Consider the following 15,008-nt stretch of genomic DNA (forward strand, 5'->3'; position numbering starts at 1 on the left):
CTGGCCCTAACGTAGCACGAGTTATTCGCGATTAACTCGCGCTTTGCGCCGACCGTGGTCCTCCCTGGACCGGTAACGACGGCAATGGTATTCTCGGCCCTTGAGTTAATGAGCATTAACTCAAGGGCCCGACCGCACGACGGCAAGGAGGCTGCTGCGGCGATGGACAACGTGGTGACCTCACCCGCCGAGGCCGAGGCGTCGTTCTCCGATGAGCACCGTCGGCTGGTGAGTGAGCTTAACGCCAAGCTCGCGGCGGCGGCGTTGGGCGGAAACGAACGCGCACGGGAACGTCACGTCAGCCGCGGCAAACTGTTGCCCCGCGAACGGGTGGACCGCCTGCTCGACCCCGGCAGCCCGTTTCTGGAGCTCTCCCCGCTGGCCGCGGACGGCATGTACGGCGACGAATCTCCGGGAGCCGGGATCATCACCGGCATCGGGCGCGTGTCGGATCGCGAGTGCGTGATCGTCGCCAACGACGCGACGGTCAAGGGCGGCACCTACTACCCGATGACGGTCAAGAAGCATCTGCGCGCCCAAGAGGTGGCACTGCAGAATCGGCTGCCTTGCATCTACCTGGTGGACTCCGGCGGCGCGTTCCTGCCCCGGCAGGACGAGGTCTTCCCCGACCGCGAGCACTTCGGCCGCATCTTCTACAACCAGGCGACCATGAGCGCCAAGGAGATTCCGCAGGTGGCCGCCGTGCTCGGTTCATGCACGGCCGGCGGCGCCTACGTGCCCGCCATGAGCGACGAGGCCGTCATCGTGCGCGAGCAGGGCACGATCTTCCTGGGAGGCCCGCCCCTGGTCAAGGCCGCGACCGGGGAGATCGTGTCGGCCGAAGACCTCGGCGGCGGCGACCTGCATTCCCGGGTCTCCGGTGTTACCGACCACCTCGCCGAAGACGACGAGCACGCCCTGCGGATCGTCCGCGCGATCGCGGCCACGTTCGGCCCGCGCGAGCCCAGCCCGTGGGAGGTGCGATCTCCGGTCGCGCCCCGGTGCGCCCAGACGGAGCTCTACGACGTGGTGCCGCCCGACCCGCGGGTACCCTACGACGTGCACGAGGTGATCGTGCGGCTGGTCGACGGCGGCGAATTCAGCGAATTCAAGGCCAATTACGGCAAAACGCTGGTGACCGCGTTCGCCCACATTCACGGCCACCCGGTGGGCATTGTGGCCAACAACGGCGTGCTCTTCAGCGAATCCGCTTTGAAGGGTGCGCATTTCATCGAGTTGTGTGACAAGCGCAAGATCCCGCTGCTGTTCTTGCAGAACATCGCCGGCTTCATGGTCGGCCGCGACTACGAGGCCGGGGGCATCGCCAAGCACGGCGCCAAGATGGTCACCGCCGTCGCCTGCGCCCGGGTGCCCAAGCTGACCGTAGTGATCGGTGGATCCTATGGGGCGGGCAACTATTCGATGTGCGGCCGCGCGTATTCGCCGCGCTTCCTATGGATGTGGCCCAACGCCCGCATCTCGGTGATGGGCGGCGAGCAGGCCGCGTCGGTGTTGGCCACCGTGCGCGGCGAGCAACTCGCCGGCGCGGGCAAACCGTGGTCGGCCGACGAGGAAGAGGCGTTCAAGGCGCCCATTCGCGAACAGTACGAAAGTCAGGGCAACCCCTACTACTCCACGGCCCGGCTGTGGGACGACGGGATCATCGACCCCGCTGACACCAGAACCTTTGTCGGACTGGCTCTTTCGGTGTGCGCCCAAGCACCGCTGGAGCCTGTCTCCTACGGCGTCTTTCGGATGTGAGTGCAGTGTTCGAGACCGTACTAGTGGCCAATCGCGGCGAGATCGCGGTGCGCGTGATCCGGACCCTGCGCCGGCTGGGCATCCGCTCGGTCGCCGTCTACAGCGACCCCGACGACGGCGCGCGGCACGTGCTCGAGGCCGACGAAGCGGTGCGGCTGGGACCCGCCGCGGCACGCCAGAGCTACCTGAACATCGACAAGGTGGTCGGGGCGGCCGTGCGCACCGGATCCCAAGCGATCCACCCCGGCTACGGATTCCTTTCCGAGAACGCCGATTTCGCCGCGGCCTGCGAGCGGGCCGGGGTGGTGTTCCTGGGGCCGCCGACCCGCGCGATCCAGGTGATGGGCGACAAGATCACCGCCAAGAACGCGGTGGCCGCCTTCGACGTCCCCGTGGTGCCCGGTGTCGCCAAGCCCGGGCTGAGCGATGACGAGCTCGTCGCGGCCGCGGACGAGGTCGGATACCCGGTGCTCATCAAGCCGTCGGCGGGCGGCGGCGGCAAGGGCATGCGGCTGGTGGAAGAACCGGGCAGGCTGCGCGAAGCGCTGGTGGGCGCGCGGCGCGAGGCCGCCTCATCCTTTGGCGACGACACCCTCTTCCTGGAACGGTTCGTGTTGCGGCCCAGACACATCGAGGTTCAGGTGCTCGCCGACACGCACGGCAACATCGTGCACCTCGGTGAGCGCGAGTGCAGCCTGCAGCGCCGCCACCAGAAGGTGATCGAGGAGGCGCCGTCGCCGCTGCTCGACGAGGCGACGCGGGCGCGAATCGGGGCGGCCGCCTGCGACACCGCGCGCAGCGTCGACTACGTCGGCGCGGGCACTGTCGAATTCATCGTCTCCGCGGACCGGCCCGACGAGTTCTTCTTCATGGAGATGAACACCCGCCTGCAGGTCGAGCATCCGGTCACCGAGGCGGTGACCGGGCTGGACCTGGTCGAGTGGCAGCTGCGGGTGGCTGCCGGCGAGAAGCTGGGGTTCGCCCAGGACGACGTCGAACTGCGGGGGCACGCCATCGAGGCCCGGGTGTACGCCGAGGATCCGGCGCGGGGCTTCCTGCCGACCGGTGGGCGGGTGCTGCAGGTGTCCGAGCCGTCCGGTGACGGTGTGCGGGTCGACTCCTCGCTGCTGCCGGGCACGCTGGTCGGCAGCGATTACGACCCGATGCTGAGCAAGGTGATCGCGCAGGGGAGCGACCGCGCCGAGGCGCTGGCGAAGCTCGACCGGGCACTGAGCCGAACCGCGATCCTGGGCGTCCAGACCAACATCGAATTCCTCCGATTCCTGCTCGCCGACGAGCGGGTGCAGGCCGGCGACCTGGACACCGCGCTGCTGGACGAGCGGCTGGCGGACTTCGCCCCCCTGCCGGCCCCCGATGACGTGCTGGCGGCGGCCGGCCTCTATCGGCAATCGGCCCTGGCCTTCCGGGCGGGCCGCTTCGCGGGCAACCCCTGGGCGGCGCCGACGGGCTGGCGGGTCGGCGGCACTCCGGCCCCGGTCCGCACCGACATGCGCACCCCGCTGCGCAGCGAGACGGTCTCGGTGCGGGGGCTGCCCGACGCGGCCACCGTGCAGGTCGGCGACGGTGAAACATTATCCGCCGCAGTGCAAGTCGAGCCGACACGGATGAGCGTGACACTGGACGGGGTACGCCGGGACTACCGCTGGGCCGAGGCCGACCGGCACCTGTGGATCGCAGACGAGCGAGGAACCTGGCACCTGCGTGAGGCCGAGGAGAACAAGATCCACCGCGCCGCGGGCGCGCAGCGGGCCGAGATCGTCAGCCCGATGCCCGGCAGCGTGATCGCGGTTCAGGCATCCTCGGGCACCAACGTTTCCGAGGGCGACGTGGTGGTCGTCGTCGAGGCGATGAAAATGGAACATTCGCTTGCCGCACCGGTTTCCGGACAGGTGGAGGTGCTGGTCTCCGTCGGTGATCAGGTGACGGTGGATCAGGTGTTGGCCCGGCTGGTGCCCGAAGAATCCAGCGCGGCAGCCGATTCGAGTAAGGACGCATCATGACCACATCCATCACCGCGGGGGCGTTGCCCAAGGAGTATCAGGATCTTCGCGACACGGTCGCCGAGTTCGCACGTACCGTGGTCGCTCCGGTGTCGGCCAAACACGATGAGGAGCACAGCTTTCCGTACGAAGTCGTGGCGAAGATGGGGGAGATGGGCCTGTTCGGCCTGCCCTTCCCCGAGGAATACGGCGGCATGGGCGGTGACTACTTCGCGCTGTCGCTGGCGCTCGAGGAACTCGGCAAGGTCGATCAATCGGTGGCGATCACCCTGGAGGCCGGCGCCAGCCTCGGAGCGATGCCCATCTACCGGTTCGGCACCGAAGAGCAAAAACAGAAGTGGCTGCCGGATTTGACCGCCGGCCGCGCGCTCGCCGGCTTCGGGCTCACCGAACCCGGAGCGGGCTCGGACGCCGGGGGAACGCGCACCACGGCGCGGCTCGACAACGGCGACTGGGTGATCAACGGCAGCAAGCAATTCATCACCAACTCCGGCACCGACATCACCTCGCTGGTCACCGTCACCGCCGTCACCGGAACCGCCGCGAACGGCAAGAAAGAGATCTCCTCAATCATCGTGCCCAGCGGCACACCGGGATTCACCGTCGAACCGGTGTACAGCAAGGTTGGCTGGAACGCGTCGGACACCCACCCGCTGAGCTTCGACGACGCCCGCGTCCCGCAGGAGAACCTGCTGGGTGCCCGCGGCACCGGCTACTCGGGCTTCCTGTCGATCCTGGACGAGGGCCGCATCGCGATCGCGGCGCTGGCGACCGGGGCCGCGCAGGGCTGCGTCGACGAAAGCGTCAAGTACGCCAAGGAACGCCAGGCGTTCGGCCAGCCGATCGGCGCCTACCAGGCGATCAGCTTCAAGATCGCGCGGATGGAGGCGCGTGCCCATGTGGCGCGTACCGCCTACTACGATGCGGCGGCAAAGATGTTGGCGGGCAAGCCCTTCAAGAAGGAGGCGGCAATCGCGAAGATGATCGCCTCGGAAGCGGCGATGGACAACGCCCGCGACGCGACCCAGATCCACGGGGGCTACGGCTTCATGAACGAATATCCGGTGGCACGACACTACCGCGACAGCAAGATCCTCGAAATCGGCGAAGGGACGACCGAAGTGCAGTTGATGCTGATCGCGCGATCGCTGGGACTGTCATGACCCGCGCCGGCGACGATGCAGAGCGGAGCGATGAGGTGGGGGCACCTCCCGCTTGCGGGGGAGAGCGGCGCTCATGACGGAAAGCAAGTCAGTTATCCAGCGCGGCTTGTGGTTTGAGGAATTCGAAATCGGCACCACCTACCTGCACCGGCCCGGCCGGACGGTCACCGAGGCGGACAACGTCTTGTTCACGACGCTCACCATGAACACCCAGTCGCTGCACCTGGACGCGGCGTGGGCCGCCGAGCAGCCCGGCTTTCGCGGCGAGCGGTTGGTGAACTCCATGTTCACCCTCTCCACGCTGGTCGGGCTGTCGGTGTCGCAGCTGACGCTCGGCACCATCGTGGCGAACCTGGGCTTCTCCGAGGTGTCCTTCCCCAAGCCGGTGTTCCACGGCGACACCCTGTACGCGGAGACGGTGTGCACGGGCAAGCGCGAATCGAAGAGCCGGCCCGGCGAAGGCATCGTCACCCTCGAGCACACGGGCCGCAACCAGCACGGCGATGTCGTCGCGCGTGCCGTGCGCACCACGCTGGTGCAGAAGCGCCCGAACGACGAGGAGACCACGTGAACCTGCACGCCGCCGGTCCCGGCTGGCTGTTCTGCCCGGCCGACCGTCCCGAACGTTTCGCCAAGGCCGCCGCTGCCGCCGATGTAGTGATCCTCGACCTCGAGGACGGCGTGGCCGAGGCGGACAAGCCGGCGGCACGCAAGGCGTTGCAGGACACACCGCTGGACCCCGAGCGCACCGTGGTGCGGATCAACGCGGCCGACACTGCGGAATATCCCCTCGACCTCGAGGCACTGGCCGGCACGGCGTACACGACGGTGATGCTGTCCAAGACCGAATCGGCCGCCCAGGTGACGGCGCTGGCGCCGCGCGATGTGATCGCCTTGCTGGAGACGCCGCGCGGTGCGGTGTTCGCCACCGAAATCGCGGCGGCACAGGGCACCGTGGCGCTGATGTGGGGCGCCGAGGATCTGGTCGCCACGCTCGGCGGTAGCTCCAGCCGCAAGGCCGACGGCAGCTACCGCGACGTCGCCCATCATGTCCGATCGACGGCCCTGCTCACGGCGTCCACCTTCGGTCGGGTTGCGCTCGACGCGGTGCACCTGGATATCCGGGACCTCGACGGCCTGCGGGACGAGGCCGAGGACGCCGTCGCGCTGGGCTTCGCCGGAACGGTGTGTATCCACCCGAGCCAGATCGCGGTGGTGCGCGAGGCGTATCGCCCCAGCGAGGAACGGCTGGACTGGGCACGACGGGTGCTGACGGCGGCGCGCTCCGAGCGCGGGGTCTTCGCGTTCGAGGGACAGATGGTCGACTCGCCGGTGCTCAAGCACGCGCAGATGACGTTGCGCAGGGCGGGTGAGACCGTCCCCGAGTGAAAGCCGGGCGGGGCACCCGCGGCGAAGCGCGACACGCTGCGCCGTCGTCGCAATCAGCGCGGTCTCTTCTCATTTGAGCGCATAATGGTGAGTACGTCAGTGTCGCGGCGAGCGAAGCCTTTCGTGTAACTGGCGATTGAACTCCGCTCGCGGTAGGTCCCGGCTGACCGTGTGCCGGGATCCGCTGTGGCTCACCGTGCCACGCGGCACCCCGGCGAGGGAGGCGGTGTGGCGCAGTGTCTTCGGTGCCGATGACTGTCGATCTCGAGCCGGTGCAGCTCGTCGCGCCCGATGGCTCACCGACTCCCGAAGACCGCTACAGCCGTGAGCTTCCCACGGAGACGCTGCGCTGGCTCTACGAGATGATGGTGGTCACCCGCGAGCTGGACGGCGAATTCGTCAACCTCAAGCGCCAAGGGGAGCTGGGGCTGTTCGCCTCCTGCCACGGCCAGGAAGCCGCTCAGGTCGGTGCCGTGGCGTGCCTGCGCAAGACGGACTGGCTGTTTCCCCAATACCGGGAACTCGGGGCATTTTTGGTGCGCGGCATCCCGCCCGGACACGTGGGGGCCGCGTGGCGCGGAACCTGGCATGGCGGCCTGGACTTCACCAAGAAGTGCTGCGCGCCGCTGTCGATTCCGATCGGCACCCAGACCCTGCACGCGGTGGGGGCGGCGATGGCCGCCCAACGCCTGGGCGAGGATTCGGTGACGGTGGCGTTCCTCGGTGACGGCGCCACCAGCGTGGGCGACGTGCACGAGGCGCTGAACTTCGCGGCGGTGTTCACCACGCCCTGCGTGTTCTTCGTGCAGAACAACCAATGGGCGATCTCGATGCCGATTTCCAAGCAGACCGCCGCACCGTCGCTGGCGCACAAGGCAATCGGTTACGGGATGCCCGGAATCCGGGTGGACGGCAACGACGTGTTGGCCTGCTATGCGGTGACGGCCGAGGCGGCCGCCCGGGCGCGCGCCGGCGGCGGCCCGACGTTGATCGAGGCGGTCACCTACCGCCTGGCCCCGCACACCACATCCGATGATCCGAGTCGCTACCGGACGCAAGACGAAGTCGACCACTGGTCCGCGCTGGAACCGATCGCGCGGTACCGCAGCTACCTGCAAGGCCAGGGCCTGTGGTCGGAACGGCTGGAGGAACGGGTTGCCGCCCGCGCGAAGCGGATGCGGACCGAATTGCGCGACGCGGTCTTCGACGCACCCGATTTCGACATCGACGAGGTGTTCACGTCGGTGTACGCGGAAATCACCCCGGGACTGCAGGAGCAGCGGCGGCAGCTGCGGGCCGAACTCGACCGAAGTGATTGAGAGGCGTCCATGACTCAGCTCGCTGATCGCCCGGCCGGCCACGACGAAACAATCACCGCGGCAGCGCAGGACGTCGCGCTCGGCGCGCAGTCGTTGACCATGGTGCAGGCGCTCAACCGCGCCCTGCACGACGCGATGGCCGCCGATGACCGGGTGCTGGTATTCGGCGAGGATGTCTCGGTCGAGGGCGGGGTGTTTCGGGTCACCGAGGGACTGGCCGCGGCGTTCGGCGAAAGCCGCTGCTTCGACACGCCCCTGGCGGAGTCCGCCATCATCGGGATCGCGGTGGGGCTGGCGCTGCGCGGCTTCGTGCCGGTACCCGAGATCCAGTTCGACGGGTTTTCGTATCCGGCTTTCGATCAGGTGGTCAGCCACCTGGCGAAGTACCGCACCCGCACCCGCGGAGAAATCAACATGCCGGTGACGGTGCGCATCCCGTCGTTCGGGGGAATCGGTGCCGCAGAACATCATTCGGATTCGACCGAGTCGTACTGGGCCCACACCGCGGGTTTGAAGGTGGTGGTGCCGTCCAGCCCGGCGGACGCGTATTGGCTGCTGCGTCACGCGATCAGCTGCCCGGACCCGGTCATGTATTTGGAGCCCAAGCGCCGGTATCAGGGTCGTGGCCTGGTCGACGTCACCCGGCCCGAACCGCCGATCGGGCAGGCGATGATGCGCCGGCCGGGCACCGACGTGACCGTCGTGACCTACGGCAGTCTGGTCAGTACCGCGGTCGGTGCCGCCGAAGAGGCGCAGCGGCAACGTGGTTGGAATTTGGAGGTCATCGATCTGCGGTCCCTGGTGCCGCTGGATTTCGATACCGTCGCCTCGTCGATCCACCGGACCGGACGTTGCGTGGTGATGCACGAGGGCCCGCGCAGCCTGGGGTATGGAGCGGGTTTGGCCGCCCGAATTCAGGAGGAGCTGTTCTACGAGCTGGAGGCCCCGGTGTTGCGCGCGTGCGGGTTTGACACGCCGTATCCGCCGGCGCGGCTGGAGAAGTGGTGGCTGCCCGGGCCCGACCGGCTGCTGGATTGTGTCGAGCACGTGTTGGCGCAGCCATGAGCGACGAGCGGGTCAAGTCGTTTCGGGTCCCCGACCTCGGCGAGGGACTGGAAGAGGTCACGGTGACCCAGTGGCACGTGGCGGTTGGTGATGACGTCGAGCTGAATCAGGTGTTGTGCACGGTGGAGACCGCTAAGGCCGAAGTGGAGATCCCGAGCCCCTACGCCGGGCGGATCGTCGAAAAGAACGGCGCCGAAGGCGATGTGATCGACGTAGGGGCGGTGCTGCTGCGGATCGACACGGCGCCATCGGGCGGTGACCTACCGTCGGCCGAAACCGAGGCGCCCACGCTGGTCGGTTATGGCGCCGACTCCGGCATCGACGCCAGCCGGCGCATCACCCGCCCGCTCGCCGCCCCGCCGGTGCGCAAGCTGGCCAAGGAGCTGATGGTGGACCTCAACTCGGTGCAGCATGGCGCCGGCGCCATCATCACCCGTCAGGACGTGCTGGCGGCGGCTCGCGGGAACGGCAATGGCGCCGACGTCCGGCCGGTCCGGGGTGTGCAGGCCCGGATGGCGGAGAAAATGACGCTGTCACACAACGAGATTCCCGCTGCGAAGGTCGGTGTCGATGTCGACTGCGCCGAGCTGGTCCGGCTGTCCGACCGGTTCCGACCGGCGGAGGAGACAATCACGCCGTTCGTGCTCGTGTTGCGCTTGCTGGTCATCGCGTTGCGCCACAACGAGATGTTGAACTCGACCTGGGTCGACTCCCCGCAGGGTCCGCAGGTGCGCGTCGACCACCGCGTGCACCTCGGCATCGCCACGGCCACCGAACGTGGGCTGCTCGTCCCGGTCGTCGCCGACGCACACCTGAAGACTACCCGCGAATTGGCTTGCTGTGCAGCCGAATTGATCGCAGGTGCGCGTGCGGGCAGCCTGGCGCCGGGGGAGTTGCGAGGCTCGACGTTCAGCGTGACGAATTTCGGGGCGCTGGGCGTGGACGACGGGGTTCCGGTGATCAACCATCCCGAAGCTGCCATCCTCGGCATGGGTGCGATCAGGCCGCGGGCCGTCGTGCGGGGTGCGGAGATCGTCGCGCGCCCGACGATGTCGTTGACTTGTGTGTTCGACCATCGCATCGCCGACGGTGCCCAGGCCGCCCAATTCGTCTGTGAGCTCAGGGATCTGATCGAGTCACCCGAAGCCGCGCTACTGGATCTGTAGCTTTCGCTCAGAAGTGCGGCGTACGGGGCGCGTCGCGTTACCGATCCGAACCTGCGCGCGTGCGGGAATGCCTACCGGCGTTGCGCCGCGGCCAAACGCTGTGCGAACTCCGGTGATTGGATGGAATAGGACTGCGGCCCGAGCTCGGCGCGCATCGCGAGCTCGTGTTGCTCGTTGTCCAGCGACCCCGGACTGACGGTGGCGCGCATGGTGGCCTTGGTCGCCAGCACCACTTCGCGCGGAGCCGCGGCCGGGCCGGCGGCGAGTTGCAGGGCCGCGGCGACCGGATCGTCGGCCACGCTTAACGCCAAGCCGTGCCGCACGGCGGCGTCGGCGTCGAAGCGCATGCCGAACAGCAGGGCCGCCCGGGCGACCTGCGGGCCGACCGCGCGCTGAAGCATCCACGTCGCACCTCCGCCGGGGTGAAGCCCCAGCTTCTGGAATCGCGCATCGAACATGGCGGCGGGTCCGGCTATGCGTACGTCGGCCGCGAGGGCCAGGTTCAGGCCCGCGCCCACCGCGGCGCCGTTGACCGCGGCGATGGTGGGCAGCCGGCAACTGCCGACGGCCATGAAACCGTCATAAATCTGCTGCAGGCCCGTCTCGGCCGCTCCGCCGCCGGCAGCGCCGAGTGCGCTGAGATCGGCGCCCGCGCAGAACGCCTTGCCCGCCCCGGTGATTACGACGGCGTGCACATCGGGGTCGGCTTCTGCCCGCCGGACGGCCTCGCGCAGGTGCCCGGACGACTCGGCCGTTATCGCGTTGCGGCGATCGGGATCGTTGACGGTGATGAGCGCGACGCGGCTGGCGACGTTGTAGAGGATCAGTTCGGACTGGGCCATCGGGCACCTCCGGCTTCGCATGTTGGCTGTGGATCCGCCCGACCTCACCGGTCCACCGGCGGCAGCGTCACGGGCGAGGTAAGACTACTTCGCGCCATCCGAGCGGGATTGGCCGGTGTGAGCGTGATTAGCGAGATCCAGCAGGGAAAGGTGGCATTGCACGCCGGCGTCCCCGTCATAGCGACCGGTCCGATGGTCGAACGCCATTCATGGGAGGCTCATGTAGTTACCGGCTGGTAGCGCAAACGACAATCTTTGCGGCCGGCGCGGCGCATATCGGAATCTACAAGTAATGCTGTCTTTATAGAAACGTTATCTGCAGCATTTGGCATCTTGGGTTAAACACCCGGGTCGACCTGGCGAAACGTGTGGTGAGACGCGGGCAAACCCGCCGGGCGCCGACGGCGCGCAACGGCGCGGTCGAGCCGTCGAGATTTGCCCGAGCCGCTACAGCTCCGGTTTCGCTAACTTCCTCGCTAGCTCATCGAGCTCGGCCTGGCGCTCACGCACCGCGCACCCCCGCCGCTCGATGCGCGCGCCCTGCAGGATGGCTTCCGGCAACGCATCGCTACGCAGTCTCGTGTTGGCGTAATGGATTGCGGCATCGATCATTTCGATGTACCGCTCCGCGTCATGCTCTGCGCAGGAGCCCTCGATCCGCTGGACTTCGTCCCAACAAGGATAGGAAGAATACCGGGCATCGAGTTGTTGCTGAGAGACCTGCGTTCCGAAGTAACACCGCCAGTCGCGGCTCAACCAACCCCTCGTCTTGACTTCGACTTTGATTCGATTTCCAACACCAGCTATGAACCTCGGCTCCCCGACGCGCACCACCGGCTGCCAGTCATTCGACGCCATATATCGCCAACCCCTCGAAGAGAAGACGCTCTAAGTAATGATCTCCCCGTAAGCGTCATCCGCTCGTTTTGACACGCTGTTCCCAGAACGATTAAACCGCAAACTTTTGGCGTTGACTTCGACTTTCGCGGGTTCGTCAAAAAGTATGGAAACAACGCGAATGCATTACCGGCGGTTCTGAGTTAGCGCTTTGCGGCCTTTCATCTCGGTCGCCCAAATATGGCCGTGACCTGCCCCACTGGCGTGACGTGACTTCCGCCAGCACCTGCGCCGGCAGGTTCGTGGCGCCCGTATCGGTCGAGTCTGGCAGCCGGGCCCAAGGATCCGTTGAGGATCCGCCAAGATGCACTCCGCAAGCTCATCTCAGCTCGAAAGAGCATCCCACTCGGCATCGACGCTAGGAGAGCACCTCATGCGGACAACGGGGTACAGGACGACGCGGTCCGGGACCATGGCGTACCGGGCGTACGCACGGACCCGCAATCAACGAATCGGATACGCCCGGCTGATGCTGGTCTCCGTCGCGACGGCCGGCCTGATCGGCCTCGGTGTCGGTGTCGCCTACCTCGATCGACCGCTGGCCGGCCGGCATTGTTCTGTTCCAGACGTGGCCACGCATGACGCAACCGGCCTCACGTTGTCGTGCAGCCCGGCGTCGACGGGAAACCGTGAGTTGGTGTGGCAGTATGTTCCGGCGTCGTGACCTCGATAGGTCAAGTGGCGCAACGCGTTTCGGTCGGGACGAACGCGCCTGGGGTGTCCACCTGGGCAAGGACGAACGAGCGCCACCACCGGTCGATGCCCGCCCGGCCCGCAGCGGGCCGAGCGTTTGACCCCGAGCACCGGATGGCCGACGCTTGACCGCATCCCCCTGCGGAGCGAACCAGAAGATATGCGATGGCGAAGGTGCCGGGCCGACGAGTTCGCGGCGCCCTACCGCGAGCTCACCGGCGCCGGTCATGAGGTCGTCGTCGTCACGCCGAACGGTGTTGTGCCGCATGTGGATGTGATGTGCCTGCGGCCGTCGATGGCCGGTAGCGAGAAGATCGCTTTGGGCTCGCCTACACCAATGACGAAGAGGATGCGGTCGGGCTGATGGAGAAGGCCCCGTGGACCGCGGAGGACGAACTGGTGAGGATGGGCGTCGAGTTCTCCCGTGGTGAGATGTGGAAGCCGTATACGGTCCACGACCGAAATCTCTTCACCGGCCAGAACCCGGCCTCGGCCGGGCCGTTGGCGCGCGAGTTCATGAAGGAACTCGGTTAGGCGACCTCAGAGGTGGCCGGCCACGAAAGTGGCGGCCTGACCGGGCATTCCGGACCCTCGGTAGGACAGGTCCGCTGCCGAGAACATCTCGTCGTGTGACGGCAGCGCCAGGGGTCCGCCCGGAGTGCACACCGGATCGCCGGGCGCACACAGGTCGATGGCCTTCGCGCCGTACCACGGGCTGACCACACTCACCGGTGCCCCGAGATACCGGGCCGACGGATTCCCGAACAGGGCCAGCGCCGCGACATGGTCGGCCTCGTCCGCCGTCAGGATCTGAGGATTCAAGCCCGCGATCGAGGCCTGGGCGATGGTGATCAGATCGATCACCATCGCGCCCTGCGAATAGCCGCCGAGCACCAATTTGGTGTCGGGGCAGTTCGCCACCATGGACTGAACGTGAGCGTGGGCGTCGCCGGCGCCCGCCGACGCTGACGGGGCGAAATCCTCGCCGGCGGGGTAGTTGACCGCATACACCCCGAGGGACCGGCCCCCGATCTGGGAACGCAGCGAGTCGATGAACGCTTGACCGACGCCGCCGACGCCGGGCGGCTCGGCCGTGCCGCGGGCGAACGTCACCTCGACGTCGGGACACGGCGCGGCGGACACCAATACCGGGGGGCACAGCAGCGTCGTACAGGTCGTCACCACCGCGACACCCAGCAAACGCGTTAATCCGCGTGCGTTCACGCTCCAATGCTGACACATCGAGGCCGGAAAGACACCGCCTAATTCAACGTCCTGCCTCCGCCGGAGCCGCTGGCCCGGGCCGCTTTTCTCGGCTCAGCAGTTCCTGTTGCTGCGTGCCCGGGTATTTCCGGGTGTCGCCGACGCGACGGGAATGCATGGCTCGGCGAATTGATATCGAAGGTTTCCATGGTTCTCGCCATTACCGTGAGTCATCGTGGCCGCAACGGTTCTCGATGACCGAAGATGTCGACGGTGTCGCAATCCGCGCGACGACCACCGACTGGCAGGGCGCGTGGTCTGAAGGGTTCTCCGCTAACTTCTTCACCGGCCGGACGAGCGCCGTCAGACACGACTTCCCTCGCGCCCTACGGCTATTGGCAAACAGAATTCGTTCTGTTCTCTTTGCAAGGAACGCAATACTCGTCGTCCTGATTCTGCGTTTCGTGGATCGAATTGCATTCAGGACACTCTTGAATGTATTTGTGTCGCGGATTCAGGCAGGAAGCCATTGACGCTTGCTTTTGCCTGAATATGCTTGTCGAACTTCTATTGGTACTAGACAACATCCCGACTGATTTCCCCACTCAGTAAAGCGCATGCGCAGCTGCGATAGCAGCTACGCCCGCGTTTGTCACTATCAACCACTGTTCCCAAACGCGGCCGGTTAAAACCCCGGCGAACAGATCCCCCAAAACTTCTCGCGGGGCCCGCGCGGTGGCCGCGTCAGCGGAAATGACGTAGCCGCCTACTCTAGACGGCTCGATCTGGCGCGCCGGAAACTAGTGAAGTCCCGCCCCTCTAGCGAAAGGTTCAACCATGACCATCATCGCTACTACGATCGTCCATCCCAACCCAGGGGTCGGCTGGGACGACGTTCAGAAGCAGCTGAAGCGAGCGACCGGGCTTGCCCGCAAACATGGCGCGGAGAATGTCACCGCGCTGGTGAACATGATCGGAGGTCAGGGCACCAACGCCATCGGCTTGATGACAACAGCCGAAGACTGGGCCACCTACGGCCGGATCCAGCAGAGCCTCAGCACCGACCCGGATTACCAAAGCCTTCTCATCGACGCGGGCCAGATCGCCACCTGGGAGAACTACGTCAGCCAGACGATCGAGGTCTAGTACCGCCAAGTAATACGTGATCGACGAATCCTCGGCCGGCGTTTGGCGCCGTTGGTCGTCGGTCCATGCAACGAACGCCTAGGTAGTCGCCATAACGACTACCTAGGCGTTCGGCGTTCGGCTCTCTACTGAACATTAACTCCCTCGTCTGGGGAGTGCCCAGGATCAAGCGACGTCACTACGCGAGCCCGGTGCCCCTGTTCAGAGTCGGTTGATTCTTGACGTTTCTGTTTCGGTTGATCCTTGACACTCGTGTTGTTTGTTTAGGTCCTGGTCCTGGTCCTGGTCCTGGTCCTGGTCCTGGTCCTGGTGCGCAGGGCCCGTTTGTTTCGTACCTCGCCGG

14 protein-coding genes and 1 pseudogene are annotated in these 15,008 nt (G+C 66.6%); 12 read left to right on the plus strand and 3 right to left on the minus strand.

Annotated features, from left to right (window positions below):
- The first annotated feature begins 174 nt into the window (after window positions 1-174).
- The 8 genes and pseudogenes from B8W69_RS26620 (at window position 175) to B8W69_RS26655 (ending at window position 9,884) form a co-directional block, all read left to right on the plus strand.
- Window positions 175-1,761, plus strand: a complete 1,587-nt coding sequence (locus tag B8W69_RS26620; RefSeq protein WP_110882072.1) for a carboxyl transferase domain-containing protein — start codon at window positions 175-177, stop codon at window positions 1,759-1,761.
- Between the two features lie 5 nt (window positions 1,762-1,766).
- On the plus strand, window positions 1,767-3,782 hold the full coding sequence (locus B8W69_RS26625; RefSeq protein WP_085292682.1) for an acetyl-CoA carboxylase biotin carboxylase subunit: 2,016 nt from the start codon (window positions 1,767-1,769) through the stop codon (window positions 3,780-3,782).
- Window positions 3,779-4,945: an acyl-CoA dehydrogenase family protein gene (locus B8W69_RS26630; protein ID WP_085292683.1), complete on the plus strand. Its 1,167-nt coding sequence runs from the start codon at window positions 3,779-3,781 to the stop codon at window positions 4,943-4,945. The genes B8W69_RS26625 and B8W69_RS26630 overlap by 4 nt, the downstream gene beginning before the upstream one ends.
- Window positions 4,942-5,516, plus strand: a pseudogene (locus tag B8W69_RS26635) (MaoC family dehydratase). Before B8W69_RS26630 ends, B8W69_RS26635 begins: the two are co-directional and overlap by 4 nt.
- Window positions 5,513-6,334 (plus strand): HpcH/HpaI aldolase/citrate lyase family protein, encoded by an 822-nt coding sequence (locus B8W69_RS26640; protein WP_085292685.1) that lies wholly within the window; start codon window positions 5,513-5,515, stop codon window positions 6,332-6,334. The pseudogene B8W69_RS26635 and the gene B8W69_RS26640 overlap by 4 nt, the downstream one beginning before the upstream one ends.
- Before the next feature lie 251 nt (window positions 6,335-6,585).
- On the plus strand, window positions 6,586-7,653 hold the full coding sequence (gene pdhA, locus B8W69_RS26645) for a pyruvate dehydrogenase (acetyl-transferring) E1 component subunit alpha (RefSeq protein ID WP_085292686.1): 1,068 nt from the start codon (window positions 6,586-6,588) through the stop codon (window positions 7,651-7,653).
- A gap of 9 nt (window positions 7,654-7,662) precedes the next feature.
- On the plus strand, window positions 7,663-8,718 hold the full coding sequence (gene bkdB, locus B8W69_RS26650) for a 3-methyl-2-oxobutanoate dehydrogenase subunit beta (protein WP_085292687.1): 1,056 nt from the start codon (window positions 7,663-7,665) through the stop codon (window positions 8,716-8,718).
- Window positions 8,715-9,884: a dihydrolipoamide acetyltransferase family protein gene (locus tag B8W69_RS26655; RefSeq protein ID WP_085292688.1), complete on the plus strand. Its 1,170-nt coding sequence runs from the start codon at window positions 8,715-8,717 to the stop codon at window positions 9,882-9,884. Before bkdB ends, B8W69_RS26655 begins: the two co-directional genes overlap by 4 nt.
- A 71-nt stretch (window positions 9,885-9,955) precedes the next feature.
- Here the strand turns inward: B8W69_RS26655 and B8W69_RS26660 are convergent, their stop codons facing one another.
- A complete protein-coding gene (locus tag B8W69_RS26660; protein WP_085292689.1) occupies window positions 9,956-10,726 on the minus strand; it encodes an enoyl-CoA hydratase in 771 nt (256 codons plus the stop codon).
- Between the two features lie 447 nt (window positions 10,727-11,173).
- Window positions 11,174-11,584: a hypothetical protein gene (locus B8W69_RS26665; protein ID WP_065030244.1), complete on the minus strand. Its 411-nt coding sequence runs from the start codon at window positions 11,582-11,584 to the stop codon at window positions 11,174-11,176.
- 412 nt (window positions 11,585-11,996) lie between these two features.
- On the opposite strand from B8W69_RS26665, the gene B8W69_RS26670 reads away from it, so the two are divergent.
- Together B8W69_RS26670 and B8W69_RS31655 are read left to right on the plus strand one after the other, a co-directional pair.
- Window positions 11,997-12,287: a hypothetical protein gene (locus B8W69_RS26670; protein ID WP_133058032.1), complete on the plus strand. Its 291-nt coding sequence runs from the start codon at window positions 11,997-11,999 to the stop codon at window positions 12,285-12,287.
- A gap of 392 nt (window positions 12,288-12,679) precedes the next feature.
- A complete protein-coding gene (locus B8W69_RS31655; protein WP_245843382.1) occupies window positions 12,680-12,850 on the plus strand; it encodes a type 1 glutamine amidotransferase family protein in 171 nt (56 codons plus the stop codon).
- Between the two features lie 6 nt (window positions 12,851-12,856).
- Here the strand turns inward: B8W69_RS31655 and B8W69_RS26680 are convergent, their stop codons facing one another.
- Window positions 12,857-13,540 (minus strand): cutinase family protein, encoded by a 684-nt coding sequence (locus B8W69_RS26680; protein WP_165762704.1) that lies wholly within the window; start codon window positions 13,538-13,540, stop codon window positions 12,857-12,859.
- Window positions 13,541-13,773: 233 nt separating this feature from the next.
- Between B8W69_RS26680 and B8W69_RS30385 the strand changes: the two genes are divergently transcribed.
- Window positions 13,774-14,052 (plus strand): hypothetical protein, encoded by a 279-nt coding sequence (locus tag B8W69_RS30385; protein ID WP_133058033.1) that lies wholly within the window; start codon window positions 13,774-13,776, stop codon window positions 14,050-14,052.
- Window positions 14,053-14,356: 304 nt separating this feature from the next.
- Window positions 14,357-14,665: a hypothetical protein gene (locus tag B8W69_RS26685; RefSeq protein ID WP_085292692.1), complete on the plus strand. Its 309-nt coding sequence runs from the start codon at window positions 14,357-14,359 to the stop codon at window positions 14,663-14,665.
- Window positions 14,666-15,008 lie beyond the last annotated feature (343 nt).

The organism is Mycolicibacterium vulneris (assembly GCF_002104765.1).
Lineage (GTDB): Bacteria > Actinomycetota > Actinomycetes > Mycobacteriales > Mycobacteriaceae > Mycobacterium > Mycobacterium vulneris.

Excerpts from the sequence above, each read along its gene's own strand:
- B8W69_RS26655 (WP_085292688.1), top strand. The coding sequence starts at position 8,715 with ATGAGCGACGAGCGGGTCAAGTCGTTTCGGGTCCCCGACCTCGGCGAG.
- B8W69_RS26630 (WP_085292683.1), top strand. The coding sequence starts at position 3,779 with ATGACCACATCCATCACCGCGGGGGCGTTGCCCAAGGAGTATCAGGAT.
- B8W69_RS26665 (WP_065030244.1), bottom strand. The coding sequence starts at position 11,584 with ATGGCGTCGAATGACTGGCAGCCGGTGGTGCGCGTCGGGGAGCCGAGG.
- B8W69_RS30385 (WP_133058033.1), top strand. The coding sequence starts at position 13,774 with ATGACCGAAGATGTCGACGGTGTCGCAATCCGCGCGACGACCACCGAC.
- B8W69_RS26660 (WP_085292689.1), bottom strand. The coding sequence starts at position 10,726 with ATGGCCCAGTCCGAACTGATCCTCTACAACGTCGCCAGCCGCGTCGCG.
- bkdB (WP_085292687.1), top strand. The coding sequence starts at position 7,663 with ATGACTCAGCTCGCTGATCGCCCGGCCGGCCACGACGAAACAATCACC.
- B8W69_RS31655 (WP_245843382.1), top strand. The coding sequence starts at position 12,680 with ATGGAGAAGGCCCCGTGGACCGCGGAGGACGAACTGGTGAGGATGGGC.
- B8W69_RS26670 (WP_133058032.1), top strand. The coding sequence starts at position 11,997 with ATGCGGACAACGGGGTACAGGACGACGCGGTCCGGGACCATGGCGTAC.
- pdhA (WP_085292686.1), top strand. The coding sequence starts at position 6,586 with ATGACTGTCGATCTCGAGCCGGTGCAGCTCGTCGCGCCCGATGGCTCA.
- B8W69_RS26685 (WP_085292692.1), top strand. The coding sequence starts at position 14,357 with ATGACCATCATCGCTACTACGATCGTCCATCCCAACCCAGGGGTCGGC.